This window comes from Bacillus sp. IT-79MI2 (assembly GCF_949768135.1).
In the GTDB taxonomy this organism is placed as follows: Bacteria; Bacillota; Bacilli; order Bacillales; family Bacillaceae_G; genus Bacillus_A; species Bacillus_A pseudomycoides.
In genome coordinates, this window is record NZ_CATKPV010000054.1 from 1 (window position 1) to 15,778 (window position 15,778).

Genomic DNA, 15,778 nt, shown 5'->3' on the forward strand with positions numbered 1-15,778 from the left:
GGCCTTCATGCTTATCACAGCAGAAATCTATGAAATTGAGATAAATATTCATTTTATGATCTATGCATTTTGGCGGTTGATTTTTATTAATTCCAAGATGATTATAAAAAGAGTTGAAATTACTCATCCCTTATCCCCCAATTTAAAGTATTTTTGTACATTTCTTATTTGTATGCATATCCATCCTCATATAATTGGGCCAGTGAGCTGTAAAGCAAATCTTTATTCATAGCATTTTTTAAATGATCTACATGGCGCACATGGCTCAGGAAACTACAGATTCTAATTTTCCACTTGCTATTCAAAAAATGAAATAAACGCATCCTCTCTTCCATAAAATTCAACTGATTTTGTATGTCTTTAAATTGATTATTTACCAAAGGCATTATTTCTTGAGTGAAATTTAAACTGGAGCAAGATGGAATGTCGTGGGTGTTTATAAAGACGTTTTTATACATGATTCTCCCATCTTGTATGTGGAAATTTAATTTTTCTGCACTTATCTCTAAATTTTTCAATAATTTTTTATAATGTAAATAGTAACTTTCCGATGTGTAATTATATTTATATTGTACAACTTCAGCAAATATATAGGTTGCATTTATCATCTTTGCAAATACTGTTCTATGATTTCCATCGGTTACTACATAAATATCCTCTTTATCAAAATATGAAAGGTTGATTTTATGTTCGGGTTGTTGGAAATATTCGATAGAAGCTGCAAGACCATTTTCTTGTAAATATTTATAATGAGTTTCTAGACGATTAAGAGCTAAAACACCAGCTTCGCCAGTCATATGCTGTGCCCAGGTACAATTAGTATTTAATCTAGTATCTGTTAAACCTCTAATCTTTGAAATTTTTACTAGCATATTTTTCTTTTCAGTTGGTATACAGTCATAGTACAGCTCTAATTCCTCACATAATATAGGTTTTTCCTGATTCATTTTTTTTAGATGATCCAAATTAATTCCATAAGTACGTAATTCATCCATTAAACAATTAGCCATATCATACTTCCTTTCTATTCAAAAATACAACTTGTCTATATTTGAAACATGTCGATATACTTGTATAAGTTTTGAAATGTATAATTTAATCTAACTCTGACCTGGAAAAAATTGTATTAATCCCCCTTTTCGGGGGATGGGCGAAAACATCCATAGTGTATTTTGTTAGCTTGATGACGATGTGTTGTGACGCATATTAGGGCATCAATTCAGCAATTGTAATAGTTCCTAGTTTCTTATGAAAAAAAGAAGGGACTAAAGAAGAATAAACAGGCTGTCCTTTTTTCTTGTTCTTATTGTGATATATCTTGAACCAATAGACGATTGGATACTCTCTTACAAGTATTTCTTGTCCTAGGTATGTTGTTTTAAGCATGCTATTTACTTGTGAGTCTGAAGGTTCAATTTCAGGTGTTTGTAATGCATTAGCATGGATACTAGGGATATTTTCACAAACTGCTGATTGAAGACTACTTATCATAAGTGAAAAAGAATCATGAGTAGTACCAAAGGTTCTACAGATCATAGGTCTTTTATTGTATACTGTACAACTTCCATTATGTTCATCTAATAATGGACAAGGTAATTGGAATCTTTCTATTTGTTGATATTGTTCTACATCTTTAAAGTCAGTTTTGTTCTTATTTTGAAAAGTTGTATCTTCTTCTAATCTTTTGTATAACCCAGGATTATTGGTACGTAATGAATCTAAATGTTTGAGTGCCTTTGCGAAAACGGTTTCAGCAAATTCTATACCAATATTGCGCATTTCTTCTAAAAGTAATTCAAATTCCAACATTGAAACGGGAAAGACATCATAGCAACAATTGAAACATCCTTTTCCGCAAGGGTGATTTTCGAACTCATTATGTGTTGTTTTGTAATCTGAAATGATGTTGTCTATTTTAAAATATTTTTTATAAAGATTTCCGATATAACTATTCGGATCTACATCGTCATGACATTTTTTCTGTTTTTTGCCACTACCACAAAAACATAATTCATTTCTACCCATCTTTTTCCCTCTCAATTTTTTTATGCTTTATTTTCATGTCTCTTCACAAGTCGGTAAAATGTAGTTTTAGATAGATTAGCTTGTGTCATAGCTTCTACAGCGGTAATCTTTCCTGTTTTCCAGGCATTATAAACTGTAACAAATTCATCTGTAATTTCTATTTTAGGTCTTCCAAGATGTTTTCCTTGTTTTTTAGCCAAATTAATTCCTTCGTGTTGTCGAATTTTTATTTTTGTTCGCTCTTCTTCAGCAAGCCACGAAAGAATTTGAAGTACTAGGTCAGTAATGAGATTTCCTAAGTTGTCCTGGTACTTAGTTGTATCTAATAAAGGCATATCAATTACAACGATGTGGGCTTTAATATTTTTGGTGATATCCTTCCATTCATTTAAAATCGCTTCTTTGTTTCTCCCAAAACGATCTAATGATTGTACATATAAAATATCTCCTTCCCGTAACATCATTTTTACAAGTTGGTATTTTTGACGATTAAAATCTTTACCAGATTGTTTATCAATGAAAATATCTCTTTCATCAATACCAACTTGTTTCATTGCTTCTAGCTGTCTACCTTCGTTTTGATCTTTACTACTTACACGGATGTATCCGAATTTTCTGTTATTCAAGGTATCAGAATCTCCTTCTCTTGATGTTTTATAATACATATTATAACAAATCAGTTTCAAAAGGTGTCGATTTTTTAGAGACGTTTCAAAAATGGATTTTTGAGGTTTTGGAACTAGTATTTTATGTAATTTTGACAGTTCCAAAAGGTGTACCTTTTGAGACTGCACAAACAAATTAGTAATAAATTTCTCAATATGGATATTGTCACTATTTTTATCTATAATATTCAAACTTAACAGTTAATGTAATATGATAAAAAAGTGATGGTTATTACCCTTTTTCTTTCTCCTTATGCCATAGATAAGACCAAATCTGGTCTTATCTTTTTTATTTATGGGGTTCAGCCGAGATACGTGTAAAAATGGGTCATAAGCTGTATTTTATTTCCATCACTAGTTTTTTAGATAAAAATAACTATCTCATGCTACACAAAAAGCCAATTTTCTGTACGCTAAGGAATCGACTCTTTTATGTTCTTGCTTTGCTATATAGGCGTCCGTCAACCTTTTTTCTCTACTTTGCACCAGAATCATTTATGTTGTATCGCAAGAAGAAAAATCACATTAGAAAAGAGCCGGAATTCACCCTGTTAAGAGTAAACCAAATCTTTAATATTTAAAGGACGAAAAAAAGAAACATAGAAGTGAAAAACTTCTATGTTTCTTTTTGATTCATATATTTATTGGAAAATACTTTGAACTTTCAGGCACAGATGCTCCTTCTACCCTATTATAGAAGCTATTTTGAACGTAAGGGATTTGTAAGGAATAGGTAAGGAAAAAGAGATTTTCATTGTGTATGATCAAAATATAAAGAAGCATGAAAGGCGGAACAGATATGACGTATATATGAAAAACAAACTAGTTAACAAGAGTGTTTCAAGGAAAAGAAGTAATTTCTGTGGTTAACATATATGTGAAAAAAGAGGGATTTACCGTTTGTTAGGACAGAATGGTGTTTGTAAAAATAATCATTATGAAGATGATTACAAATTTAATGTTGACCTTTTGTCATTGGTAGAGATGATAGCTGTGTGGTTAGTATGAAACAGCAAGCAAGCAACCAACCACCTATACAATATGAATAGAGGAGAGGAATACCTTATGAAAATACGTGGTCAAATTACATTTGCAAGTCTGGCCCTTTTAATAACTGGAAGTTCCCTGCTATACACATCACCAACCTCAATTGTAAAAGCAGAGCCCACTCAAAATGTATCTAGTTCGTTACAAACAAGCACTGAGCGAGATCGTAATTCCGTTAAGCAAGCAATGCGGGATACATTGCAACATGGATACCCAGGGATACTTGCTAAAACTTCTGAGGGTGGAAAAACGTGGGGTTATGCCGCTGGGGTAGCGAATCTGAGCACTAAGAAACCAATGAAAACAGATTTTCGCTTTCGCATTGCCAGCGTGACGAAGACGTTCACCGCAACGGTTGTACTTCAATTAGCTGGAGAGAACCGCCTGAATCTAGACGACTCCATCGAAAAATGGTTGCCTGGTGTCATTCAAGGAAACGGATATGATGGTAACCAGATTACTATCCGGCAGATATTGAACCATACAAGTGGTATCGCTGAATACTCAAGGTCAAAAGAAGCTGATTTTTTTACAAGTACAAAAAAATCGTTTACCGCTGAAGAACTAGTGAAGATTGGACTTTCGCTGCCCCCAGACTTTGCCCCAGGAAAGGGCTGGTCCTACTCAAACACAGGATACGTATTACTGGGTATCCTTATTGAAAAAGTAACCGGAAACAGCTATGCGGAAGAGATTGAAAATCGGATTATTGAACCGCTTGAATTGTCGAATACATTCCTACCTGGCAATTCAAGCGTTATTCCAGGCACCAAGCATGCCCGTGGATATTTCCAACCAGACGGAGCAAGTGAGCTAAAAGACGTTACTTATTATAACCCAAGTATAGGTAGCTCGGCTGGAGATATGATTTCTACTGCTGACGACTTAAACAAATTCTTCTCTTACTTACTCAGTGGCAAATTACTGAAGGAACAGCAACTAAAACAAATGCTTACTACAGTTCCTACAGGAAGTGCTGAAATCGGCGGATATGGTCTTGGAATCTATGAAACTAAGCTTCCAAACGGTGTCTCGATATGGGGACACTCAGGTGGCATTCCAGGGTTTGGTACTTTTGCTGGAGGTACACTTGGAGGTAAGCATATGTTGGCCGTCAATATGAACAGTATGGGTAGAGCTAACAGTCCTGATCCTTTTAAAAATATTTTACTTGCTGAATTTAGCAAGTAGGCAAAAAGGGAAAACGGATAAATTTTGTCATAGTTTTTATAGTTAAAAATATACCTTTCTGGTACAAAAGCTCCCATTTACTTTTAAAGGTTCTGGTGCAAAAAATCTCTTAAATTTGGACATACTGATATTACTACTCTACAAAAGGTGTGTGATCAGTATGGAAAAGGAAAATTTGTTCAAATGGAAGCATTATCAGCCTGAACTAATCTTATTAACAGTAAGGTGGTACCTACGGTACAATTTGAGCTTTCGTAACCTGGTGGAAATGATGGAGGAAAGAGGATTATCAATTGCTCACACAACGATTATGCGTTGGGTTCATCAATATGGACCTCAATTAGAAGAGAAAGTACGACATCATCTTAAATCAACAAATGACTCGTGGAGAGTCGATGAAACTTATATTAAAGTAAAAGGGCAATGGATGTATTTATATCGTGCAGTCGATTCAGAAGGGAATACCATTGATTTTTATCTAAGTAAATCAAGAGATAAACAAGCAGCCAAGCGCTTTTTCAAGAAAGCCTTGGCTTTTTCGTACGTTTCTAAACCTCGCGTGATATCAGTAGATAAGAACCCTGCCTATCCTGTAGCGATTCAAGAGTTGAAAGAAGAGAAACATATGCCTGAAGGCATACAACTAAGGCAAGTTAGATATCTCAATAATATAGTGGAACAAGATCACCGTTTTATTAAGAAACGTGTGCGTTCTATGTTGGGATTCAAGTCATTTAAAACAGCAATTTCTATATTGAGTGGTGTTGAAGCCATGCATATGATGAAAAAAGGACAACTTCACCGACAGGTGAAGTCTACCCAAAATGAAGTTGAATTTGTACATAATTTATTTGGAATTGTATCATAATCTGGAATTGAACAGATTGTGTAGGTTCCCTATGTCTCTATTAAATGATTTTTGCACCAGAACCCATTAAAATGTGCGTGCTATCCCTTGGGAAATTTCTGTTCAATCTTATCATGTACTGATTCGATTTTTTCAGGCAACACAAATAAATATTCGATAAGGACTTCTGATAATTCTGTTAATAAATCTACTGTTTCATCATCAATTTCCTGTTGCAATTCAAGCATCCCATAAAGAGGACTGTCGGGATGAACGAGGTGGCCAATATCTTGAATCGGTTTAGTTAAATCGATATATTCTGGCAATTGCTCAAATTGCTGGGAAAGAGACTGCCCATTACTTTGCTCTCCAAGAAAATGTTTGAGGACACTTTCAAGAACTCGTTTTGACAGTACTGCAGCAGCAGAATTATCTTTTACATTTAAAGTAGAGCGATATGCCCTGACAAGGTCTATAGGGATATGTTTATTGCGTTCGAGCTGATCCAAAGGATTTCTTAAATCCGAAGGACTATAAATATAAACCTCTACTTCTACTTTTTCATTTATTCGATTCGGATAATCATTAAACATAATCACAAATTCTGATGGCTTTTGACATTCAAAACAAAGCCCTTCTGCGAATAATCCCCTTTTTGTAACTTGGTAAAAATTCGTTTTTAACGTAAATTCACTTGATTTACCGCATTTAGGACACTGACTTTTGACATTTTCCGGTACCTTTAAATACCCATACTGGGTATGAGACAAAATGGCCCCTGGCAATATTTTTCTCATTTAAACCTCCTAAAAACTCAACCCTAATACATAACTTATATAAATATTTCTGATAACTATTCAGTCACCTCATGAAGATATAAGATAGTTGGGGAAAATTACTAAAATGTATGTTTATCTGTTTTATGACAAGATGTAGTGGTATCACACATGTTTGTGTTGTAGCAAAAAAAATAGACCGAATTTTCGCCTATGAAACTCCTAAATTAAAGGTATAGCTGAGTAGTTATTATTCCTGTATAATTGATAATACAAATTTTTAAAGTTATACAAAAAGTATAACTTTAAAAATCATAATTACAATCTATAATATATGGAAATTATGTTTTTTATTAGTAGAGTGTCACCATAAATACCCACATTTTAACAAACATATAAGGGCCACTTGGGTTCTGGTGCAAAAACTATAAAGCTCATGTAACGAATCTTCGAAACTTGGACATACTGATTGGTCTTACCCCGTCAAGTAGACAGCTGTAAAAAAGGCTTAGCCATCGAGATTCGATATTGGGTATCTTTTCCCATCCCCTCAAAATGGGGGAATAGCAAGCGCACTATTAGCAAAATCCTTATAAATAAAGGATTTTAATTGACGCATTCAAATAATAATAAGTTGTATTTTTGAAATTAAAAATTCTAGAATTATAGTCATGTCATAAAGTGTACTTTTTGACATGGCTATAATTTTTTAATGAATTAGGCTAATTCTCCCTTTTCGGGGATTTGGGCAAAAATACCCAATTTACGAAAAGGAATTTCAGCACAACATCTTCGAAATACCTTCATTTTACGGCTGATTGAACATGGAATTTTAGAGGAACAAATTATAAAACAGGTAGGTTTTAAATCTAAACTTTCGTTAAAAAGATATTATGATTTCATCGATTAAAAATAACGGAGGAAGATAGCATGAAGGAAAATAAAAAACAGGAGCAACAGTACATAAGAGTGTATACATTAAGGGATAGAAGTACCAAATCCATTAAAGTTGAATCTTGGCGAACGTTTAAAGAGGAGATGAGAGTTCTAGGTCTAAAAGAATCGGATATTTTTCAAATTCAGTTAATAGCAAAGTAAAATAACCCCCAAAATGAGGTGAAGGTTTTTCGTTTGTTTTGGAGAATACCTAATCCAATATGAAAATAGAAGTTAGATCAATAACACTTGAAGTATTTTCTTTATAATCTAGGCTCAGATACGACTCAAATATATAACAAGGAATCACTGGAAAGGAGATTGGGATGAATAAAGGAAAAGGGTTATTGTTACCTCTTTTATTAACTATTGTATTAAGTAGCTGCCAACAGAGCGATATAGAAGAAGCAAAAAGTGAAGGTTCAAAAGTTATGGATACTGTTAGGAATACAGTGAATAAAAAAGATTTTCTCAGTTCGTCTGTGGATGATAAAGCGAGAGTTGTAGACCTAGAAATAGCGGATACTGTAAATACAAGTAAATTAAAAAAAGAGATTAGCATTCAGTTAAAGAACCAAGATATTAGACCATATACTATTAATATTAGTCAAAGAGATATGAACATTGTAAAAATAGAGAACAGGTGGGACAGAATTTTGAGTTATATTTTAGAAGAATTGTTCCATAAAAAAGGATACAAAGGTTTTTCAATGCGGGCTTATGTAGAATCAGGGCAACCTATTCCATTTGCTATATATACGCCTATAAATAGTGCTGATTCAGGAGCTAAAGAGTTTGGGGAGAAGATCGAGAAAGAAATTGATGATCTACTTAAAACACAGCAAGCACAAAAATGGATTGAAAATGATTTATATACTATTGAAGTTTATAGTCAAGATAATCAAAGAATCAACTAACAAATCTATGAACAGGATATAGGAAACTTAGTATTAATAGGCTAGTATTTGATGAAAAAGACTGGATTCATACCCAGTCTTTTTTACATGTATATAACTATTAAATTTAAGAAATTGTATTATTTATAATAAACTTGTCCACTATCAAGATATATAGTTCCCCCACCATAATTTTTAAGTCTAAGTTGATAATAATTACCAGAAGCAGTTAAAAGGTGAGAAATTGGAATGTTTAATCCACTTGAAAAGGAACCTTTAACTCTATATTCTTCCCACATCGAACTATTATGAAATACTTGTACTGCCAATCCAATAGTCTTAGTTTGTGGTTCTACCTGTACACTTTGAGGTTGGTAAAATGATGTGCCACCATCAATCCACTTATAGTTACTAAATTCCATATATCCAAAATTAAAAACATTCATAGCAAGAGGGTTAACCTCTGTTTTATTTTGCATATTACCATCGAACTTAGAACTTCTTAAAGGAGTTTTAGCCATGTCTTGATTAAATTTTTCTAATTCCTCTTTAGAATATGTTTTAACCAAATTCCTATCTTTATCGTAAACTTCTACAGATACATCATCAATTTCTGCATTATCGACATTTGCTGTAGATGCAGATACAGAAGAAGGCAAAGCTTCTCCATGTGCAACAGTTGAAGGTAAGATTATTCCTGCTGCTAATGCAAATACCCCTGCTTTAGCTAAATATTTTCTTTTCATAACATCATCCCCCTATTGTCTTTAATTTGTAGAACAATGTCATCATATCTTACAAATATTGTATGTGTAAATATGTTTTCAGAATATTTTTTCACCTTTGGGTTATGGGGGCATTTTTATGAATTGCAAGAGAATAACAGGGATAAGGGGTACAGGGGAAATTTTTAAAATTATGGGGGCAAAAATATTTTTGTTGAAATACAATAAAAAAGAATCCTTTCATAAGGATTCTGCAACAGGAAACAACAAATATATAGAAGTAAGATAAAGAGAATTACTTATTATTATATCGTATATATGTATAATGTAATGTTGAGAAAATGTTAAGAAATGGTCGAATCATTCTCATATGTATTATGTAGTAATGGTTGAAACTGCTTGTTTGTAAACGAGTTGCTGTTTACCACGAACCATCATAAGAATCGTAAATTTGTCCATTGCAAGAATTTGCCCGGTCATCCTAACCCCACTCTTTAAAACTACAGTGATTGGCTTTTTTTTCTCTTTTAATAATTCAGATGTTTTTTCTTGTAGACCGTTCATATAGCTTCCCCCCTTACTATAATCGTATCATACTTAAATTTAAATATTGTCTTATACACGTATTTCTCAATATAGCCATTGAAAAGGAATCTCCTAGTATTACGGATTTGTTTTTTATTACAAGAAAGCGCATTTTTTCCTTTTGGGGTATTTGCCTTTCTTAGCTTGATAGGGTCACCATATCATTTCGGGAATTTATTACGTTTAGACACCCCTCTTCTTATTGGATGTTTATGCTTCCCATTCGCTTTCGATTTTTCGAAACCATTTACCGATTTTACTTAAATAATATCTTTTTACTTCCCCATATGGAATCCAAATTTCACGTTCTTCTATGCGATCCATTACTTCATCAAGAATCTCATCATGCTCATATTTTTTAGGTCTTCTATGATGTACCTGTACAAATTTTGTATATTCTCTACGAAGCCAATTAGAAATGCGTTCTTTTTGTTGTTGTCTAAGATGTGACCATTTTTTATTTGTTTGACGGATCTGCCCATTCACTCTTATATGATTTTTCATAGACACGCCTCCTGTTACTGTTAAAACGAGAATATAGAACTATAGTAGCACACAAAATTCAAAACAGGGAAAGAATCCCTTGATGAAGTATCTTAATTTATTTATTAGAAATATGGTACGTGAAATTATTTAGATATAAATTAAAAAAGCCCCTCTAAAAGGAGCTAATTATTTTACAAGATTCTTCTGTAATTGCTCTATTATAACCTCTGCACCTGCTAGACTTAGTGTAATCTTTCCGTCTGCTAAAGTAATATTTTTATCAGATACTTCACCTGTTATTACACAAGCACCTTTAGCTTCATATTTTTTCAAGATGATCTTTTCACCTTCTACATAAATCTCTAATGGTGTCTTTTTTTCAATTTCCAGGGTACGCCTTAACTCCATTGGTATAACTATACGTCCTAATGGATCTAATTTTCGAGTTACTCCTGTTGATTTCATGAAATCTCTCCCTTATATAATCTATAGTTCTATATTTCAAACCCTATGCCATTTTTCATTGTAACAAGCTTTCTCCAAAGATTGAAAACATTATAAACTAAAAGCTTACAATCATAATAAGAATCTCTTTACACCTTTGTGAAAAGGGATACTGCGTTTCTTCCTCCTTTTGTAAAAAGATATTTTTGATTTTCTTTTCCAATACCTTCACTCCTTCAAATAGTAATATAAGTGATATCACTTATATTACTATTTTATTACTCGTTTTTCCAGTTGTCAATATAAGTAATATAACTTATAATACTTTTTATAAAGGAGTGATACTTATATGGCGATAAACAGAGATAAAAATACACCCGTTTTAGTTACAATTCCGAATGAACAATTAGAAAAAATCGAGAATTTTTGGCATGATAACAAACTAAAAAGTCGTAATGAAGCCATTCGTCAGCTCATAGAAAAAGGGTTAAGTCAAAAATAGACTTCCCTTTTTTATTTTGCTTAAAAATATGCAAAATAAATTTAACCCCCTTAAAATCTTCTGTATTCAAAAATAACTCCTCCAAGACTAATTACATTAGGCCAGGAATTAAAACTCCATACAAACAAACCTGAGGATCCGTTTTTGTTCAAAAATCCAATTATTAACTTAGAAATGGAAATGCCTTACTAAAAGCGAAATAGAGCTGAAATTTTTCCAGCTCATGCGTTAATTCGTTCCGTATGTGTACAAGTAGGAAATTGAGAACAACCAAAAAACTTATTAGCATTTTTCTTTGAATATCGAATGACTAATTGATTTTTACAAACCGGACATTTCCGTTCTGCTGGATCTACTTGCTCATACACATCTTCTGCTTTTTGTTCTGGATTTATTTTGTTAATTAAGTTCTGAAGCTCCAATCGATCAATAAGTTTTACCTGACATGCTTTTGCTAATTCCTCTGCTTGTTTCGTATAAAAATTATTGGTTACAATCCATGCTTCATCTGCCTTATAATACGCTTTCCCTGCATATACTTCTTGCACAGCCCGAATCCCAACTCGATTCTTTACCCCATATCGTTTCGCCTGAATCACAATACGATTTTTCCCTTTTAATACGACGTCTACTCCGTAATCACAAGAGCGTTTTGTGACCTCTGGACGGTACCCTAGTTCTCGAAAAAGAGCTTTTAAGTACACTTCAAACTGATATCCGTCCATTTTATCAATGTACTGAATACCTGACTTTGCCATCATCTTCAATACTCTTTTCTCTTGGATAATTCGATGAACAAACATATAAATACGAAAGAGAACATAAAAAATAAAAACATACATGAAAGCCTGTACCATGCTAGATACAGGCACAACTGGTATAAGTTGCCCGACTGGCAGATTAGACACTATGTTCCATCTCCTTTTTCTGTATTCGTACCGCTTGTTTCTTTTGCTGTCCTTGCGGTTGTATATGAGATTGTTGTTGTTTTTCTGTTGATTGTATGACCGCCTTCAGTACATCATTCCAATCTTTTTCTTGGGAAGGAAGGTGCATTTGGACACGTGGATTAATCGTTAAAGCTCCTATCTTTTCTGTGAATTCTTTCCCCGCTTTATCATTATCTACTGCGAGGACAATACGATTCACGGGAAATCCTTCATCTTTTGCCTCTTTAAATGTACGTAAAACGGTTTTCATCTTCAGTCCATTCATACTGACTAACCTTGCATTTTGTAGTCGATTTTGTTGTAACGTCCAATACGAAAGAAGGTCAATTGGGCTCTCAAAATAATAAATGGATGTTGGTTTTCCAACATCCACCATAAATCCCGTATGCGGTTTTCCATTCGGCAAAATTTGTTTAAAAGAACCTCTCTTATTTTCCATCTTAACCGTCCCTTGACGCTCCGCACCTACTACATTTCCTGTTCCACCTTGTTCCCGCCATTTAAACACCACATTCTTCTTTTTATCCTGTGCAATCAAGTCTTGACCAATCAACCAATTTACTAAACGAGCGTCAATCTTCCGTTCATCAGTTAAATAGTGCTTAATGGCTTGTTTATCCTGGACTTCTAGATGCCCTGGATAACGAAAGGGCTCATCTTGTTTTGGTTCTTCTTCCTTAGAAGATGTAAAAGTAGGATAATCACCAAAATTCACGTCTCGAACTGCTTCTTGAAAAGTCATACCATAGTACATTCTAGCAAAGCTAATCGCCCCATACCCCTTCTCTCCTCGGCTATTCCAGGCAAACATATTGTCACGAATTAACAAGCTATCGTGCTCCGTATGTCGATAATAATTGCCCTCCTTTTGAAATTTCTCCCCTTTGGCCTCTAGATACGCTAACAGATCCACATCTTTTGCTTTCATGACTTCCTCCTCTGCTAGTCGATATGTCATGTTGGCACCTCCCCTTGTTGTGAATGGTTTCAAGAATAAAAAAAGAGAACTGTTTGTATCAGTTCTCTACATCATTTATTTTCCAAATAAGAATTTTATTCGTTTTTCTTGCGTGCTATAAGATAACCGGGCATCAAATTTCTTCCCAGTATTTTTAGATTCAAATCCTTTGATTTGATCGGTCATATTCTTTTCTAATATTTTGATCACATTGTTACTGCTAATTTTCTTTCCAGACACGATCCCTGGAATAATGAATTCACAAGTCTTCTTATACTGCTCACATAAGTAATTTGATTTCCCTACAATCACTCGGCTCTTACAAAGCGGACATTTTCCTAGTGTACGATCCTCAAGTGTTGGAAAGCGGAACTTTAGTCCTTCCTTATCCAAATAGAGTGCCGCTGTAAATTCACCCTTTTCTCCTTTAAATCCTTGAATGAAGTCTGAACATTGTCCGTTCAATATCTTCTTGAGTTGCGAAGTGGGTATAGTTTTTTCTTTGATTTTTGCTGGCAACATGAACTTACAACCATTTTTATATTCTGTGCACCCAAAAAATGTTTTTCGGTGAAGAATAGCCCCTTTTTTACATGCCGGACACTTCCCCAGAGATAGCTCCTCTGTCGTTGGAAACTGGAATTGCACTTTACCTTCTCGTAATACTAAATACGCTGAAAACTCTTTCTCACCGGATTTAAAGCCTTTTAACAGATCCGTTTTCTTATCTTCAAATAGCTTTTTTATTTGTGCTTCAGGAATCGCTTTTTCTTTAATTTTCTTTGGCATGCGAATCTCACATTCTGGATAGTTACTGCACCCATAGAAGTTTCCTTTATGAAGAATCTTGCCCTTTTTACATGGGCAACGGCATACTTCAATTTGTTGATTCCAATTCAAAATCATTTCATCCGCTACTTTTCCCTCAGTTTCCCCAAGTTTTGCAACTGTTTCTTTTACAAATGTATTCGTATTTTCCACAAATTCACCGTATTGCATTTCCTTCTTTTCGATCATATGAATCATCCCTTCCATTTCAGCCGTATAAGCTGGATTTTTGATTTCATCTATCGGAAATTTTTCTACAAATGCACGACCAATTTTCGTAGTACGAATTTGACCATTGGTAACTGTGATGTAATTTCTCGTTGCGAGTTTTGGAATAAAGGTCTCCTCTGTCGCAACCGTCCCAATACGTTTTCCTTTCATTAGCTCTTTTAAATGGTCATCATCTAATTTACGACCGGCGGTCTCCATAAACGTTAGAATGGAGCTTTCAGTATGAAATGCTGGTTTCTTTGTTTTCGACTGCATTAAGTCATGTTTTACGATTTGGAACGAGTCTCCCTCATATAAAAAAGGGATTTGAAAGCTTTCCACAGAACCTTCTTCCATGTCCTCATGAAATACGCTTAAAAATCCATTCTCTTGAAGAACTTTCTCTTTTGTACTGTATATGTTTTCCTCTCGATCTATAAACTGTGCCTCACGTACCAAATAAATAGCCGGTGGCATAAAGTTCCCAATAAATCGTTTCACAATGAGGTCATATAATTGAATTTCTAATGGTTTTCTATCGGTCCCGTCATATGGTTTTGTTGTCGGGATGATGGCAAAGTGACTATCTACAAGCTCATCGTTAAATGTGGCATGTTTTTCTGTAATGGTATGCGGATCTACAAGTTGCACCAAATCCGCATAATGGGTAGACTGCAAGGCTTGGAATACTTCTTGTACTCTGCCTACCTTTTCCGTTGGCAAATGCCGGGACGATGAACGAGGATAGGAAATCCACCCTTCTTCATATAAACTCTGAATATGTTTTTTAGCGGTTTCTGCACTTACCTTTAATTTCGCATGAGCATCTTTATATAAATCTGTAAGGTTATATAACAACTTTGGTTTCTTTTTTCTAGTACTTTCTTTAAATTCCGTTACCGTTAAGTCTGTACCGATTAATTTTGTGCCAAGCTTTTGTAAAGGAGCTGGATCTAATAACTGGTCTTCTGTTTTCATAACAGCTTCTAATCCATTCTCTGTGATGAGTTTTAGATTATAGTAGGTTTGTTCCTTATAATTTTCTATGGATACCTCACGTTGCCAAATCTCATGTAACAGGCACATTTGCACACGCCCCGTTGCCAATAAGAATTGATTTTTAGCAAGTTTCGTTGTACATCCTCTCGTCACATTAATTCCGAGAAGATAGTCTAGGTATTGCCTTGCTTTTGCGGAATTTGCAAGTCCGTCATAGTGTTCCCCTGACTCTAATCGGTTCAGTCCTGCCTCTAATTCTGCTGGCTCATACGAAGCAAGCCAGAGGCGAGATTGTCGTTTATTTACACCCGCATATTCATACATTTCACGATAAATCAGCTCGCCCTCACGGTCTCCATCACAAGCGTTGACCACATGATCTACATCCTGACGTTGCAACAGATCTACTAGAATATTGATTTGTTCGATATAATCTTGCTTCACTTTGTATTCCGGCTCTAACAAAAGGGGCAAGTGTTCGAATTTAAATTCTTTGTATTTCTCATCTATTTCTTCTGGATGCTTCAGCTCTAATAAATGACCGGAACACCAACTAATAATGTACTGATGGTTCTCAAAGTATCCAAAATAAGGTTTACTCCCCATATGTTTCTCTGCATTTCTAAAACGTGGTGATTTCAATAATTCGTATGCAACTTTCGGCTTTTCCGCAATAAATAATGTTTTTCCCATTACTCATTCCTCCTC

Annotated in this window: 17 protein-coding genes and 1 pseudogene; 7 read left to right on the forward strand and 11 right to left on the reverse strand. The window is 34.3% G+C overall.

The features are described from left to right. Positions 1 to 164 precede the first annotated feature (164 nt). The 3 genes from ACM6HU_RS10990 to ACM6HU_RS11000 form a co-directional block, all read right to left on the reverse strand. A complete protein-coding gene (locus ACM6HU_RS10990) occupies positions 165 to 1,010 on the reverse strand; it encodes a hypothetical protein (RefSeq protein ID WP_414848135.1) in 846 nt (281 codons plus the stop codon). Between the two features lie 196 nt (positions 1,011 to 1,206). Beyond that, positions 1,207 to 2,025 carry a YkgJ family cysteine cluster protein gene (locus ACM6HU_RS10995; RefSeq protein WP_414848136.1) on the reverse strand — a complete coding sequence of 273 codons (819 nt, stop codon included), beginning with the start codon at positions 2,023 to 2,025 and terminating at the stop codon, positions 1,207 to 1,209. Positions 2,026 to 2,045: 20 nt separating this feature from the next. Then, on the reverse strand, positions 2,046 to 2,651 hold the full coding sequence (locus ACM6HU_RS11000) for a recombinase family protein (RefSeq protein ID WP_414848137.1): 606 nt from the start codon (positions 2,649 to 2,651) through the stop codon (positions 2,046 to 2,048). A 1,104-nt stretch (positions 2,652 to 3,755) separates the two neighbouring features. On the opposite strand from ACM6HU_RS11000, the gene ACM6HU_RS11005 reads away from it, so the two are divergent. Next, on the forward strand, positions 3,756 to 4,928 hold the full coding sequence (locus tag ACM6HU_RS11005; RefSeq protein WP_414848138.1) for a serine hydrolase domain-containing protein: 1,173 nt from the start codon (positions 3,756 to 3,758) through the stop codon (positions 4,926 to 4,928). Between the two features lie 160 nt (positions 4,929 to 5,088). Continuing rightward, a complete protein-coding gene (locus ACM6HU_RS11010; RefSeq protein WP_414848139.1) occupies positions 5,089 to 5,796 on the forward strand; it encodes an IS6 family transposase in 708 nt (235 codons plus the stop codon). 80 nt (positions 5,797 to 5,876) lie between these two features. Here the strand turns inward: ACM6HU_RS11010 and ACM6HU_RS11015 are convergent, their stop codons facing one another. Beyond that, complete coding sequence (locus ACM6HU_RS11015; protein ID WP_414848140.1) at positions 5,877 to 6,572, reverse strand: hypothetical protein; 696 nt, start codon at positions 6,570 to 6,572, stop codon at positions 5,877 to 5,879. 739 nt (positions 6,573 to 7,311) lie between these two features. Between ACM6HU_RS11015 and ACM6HU_RS11020 the strand changes: the two are divergent. The 3 genes and pseudogenes from ACM6HU_RS11020 to ACM6HU_RS11030 form a co-directional block, all read left to right on the forward strand. Then, positions 7,312 to 7,461: pseudogene (locus tag ACM6HU_RS11020) on the forward strand (integrase); the annotation flags it as partial. Positions 7,462 to 7,481: 20 nt separating this feature from the next. Continuing rightward, positions 7,482 to 7,649 carry a hypothetical protein gene (locus ACM6HU_RS11025; RefSeq protein WP_170927964.1) on the forward strand — a complete coding sequence of 56 codons (168 nt, stop codon included), beginning with the start codon at positions 7,482 to 7,484 and terminating at the stop codon, positions 7,647 to 7,649. A 164-nt stretch (positions 7,650 to 7,813) separates the two neighbouring features. After that, positions 7,814 to 8,404: a DUF4030 domain-containing protein gene (locus ACM6HU_RS11030; protein ID WP_199668293.1), complete on the forward strand. Its 591-nt coding sequence runs from the start codon at positions 7,814 to 7,816 to the stop codon at positions 8,402 to 8,404. 119 nt (positions 8,405 to 8,523) lie between these two features. On the opposite strand, the gene ACM6HU_RS11035 is transcribed toward ACM6HU_RS11030, so the two are convergent. After that, a complete protein-coding gene (locus tag ACM6HU_RS11035; protein WP_309440506.1) occupies positions 8,524 to 9,129 on the reverse strand; it encodes a hypothetical protein in 606 nt (201 codons plus the stop codon). Between the two features lie 118 nt (positions 9,130 to 9,247). Between ACM6HU_RS11035 and ACM6HU_RS11040 the strand changes: the two genes are divergently transcribed. Continuing rightward, the gene (locus ACM6HU_RS11040) at positions 9,248 to 9,397 is read left to right on the forward strand and encodes a hypothetical protein (protein ID WP_414848141.1); all 150 of its coding nucleotides are present in this window, start codon (positions 9,248 to 9,250) and stop codon (positions 9,395 to 9,397) included. Positions 9,398 to 9,483: 86 nt separating this feature from the next. Here the strand turns inward: ACM6HU_RS11040 and hfq are convergent, their stop codons facing one another. The 3 genes from hfq to ACM6HU_RS11055 all read right to left on the reverse strand — a co-directional run bounded on the left by hfq (position 9,484) and on the right by ACM6HU_RS11055 (position 10,644). Then, on the reverse strand, positions 9,484 to 9,672 hold the full coding sequence (hfq, locus tag ACM6HU_RS11045) for an RNA chaperone Hfq (RefSeq protein WP_309440574.1): 189 nt from the start codon (positions 9,670 to 9,672) through the stop codon (positions 9,484 to 9,486). A 231-nt stretch (positions 9,673 to 9,903) separates the two neighbouring features. Further along, positions 9,904 to 10,197 (reverse strand): transposase, encoded by a 294-nt coding sequence (locus ACM6HU_RS11050; protein WP_309440575.1) that lies wholly within the window; start codon positions 10,195 to 10,197, stop codon positions 9,904 to 9,906. 168 nt (positions 10,198 to 10,365) lie between these two features. Next, a complete protein-coding gene (locus ACM6HU_RS11055) occupies positions 10,366 to 10,644 on the reverse strand; it encodes an AbrB/MazE/SpoVT family DNA-binding domain-containing protein (RefSeq protein WP_309440577.1) in 279 nt (92 codons plus the stop codon). A gap of 328 nt (positions 10,645 to 10,972) precedes the next feature. On the opposite strand from ACM6HU_RS11055, the gene ACM6HU_RS11060 reads away from it, so the two are divergent. Further along, the gene (locus ACM6HU_RS11060; protein ID WP_006097643.1) at positions 10,973 to 11,125 is read left to right on the forward strand and encodes a ribbon-helix-helix domain-containing protein; all 153 of its coding nucleotides are present in this window, start codon (positions 10,973 to 10,975) and stop codon (positions 11,123 to 11,125) included. 221 nt (positions 11,126 to 11,346) lie between these two features. Here the strand turns inward: ACM6HU_RS11060 and ACM6HU_RS11065 are convergent, their stop codons facing one another. From ACM6HU_RS11065 to ACM6HU_RS11075, 3 genes are all read right to left on the reverse strand, one after another. Continuing rightward, positions 11,347 to 12,033 (reverse strand): restriction endonuclease, encoded by a 687-nt coding sequence (locus ACM6HU_RS11065; protein ID WP_414848142.1) that lies wholly within the window; start codon positions 12,031 to 12,033, stop codon positions 11,347 to 11,349. Beyond that, positions 12,026 to 13,033 carry a DUF3991 and toprim domain-containing protein gene (locus ACM6HU_RS11070; RefSeq protein WP_414848143.1) on the reverse strand — a complete coding sequence of 336 codons (1,008 nt, stop codon included), beginning with the start codon at positions 13,031 to 13,033 and terminating at the stop codon, positions 12,026 to 12,028. Before ACM6HU_RS11070 ends, ACM6HU_RS11065 begins: the two co-directional genes overlap by 8 nt. Before the next feature lie 75 nt (positions 13,034 to 13,108). Further along, positions 13,109 to 15,763, reverse strand: a complete 2,655-nt coding sequence (locus tag ACM6HU_RS11075; protein ID WP_414848144.1) for a DNA topoisomerase — start codon at positions 15,761 to 15,763, stop codon at positions 13,109 to 13,111. Between the last annotated feature and the right edge of the window lie 15 nt (positions 15,764 to 15,778).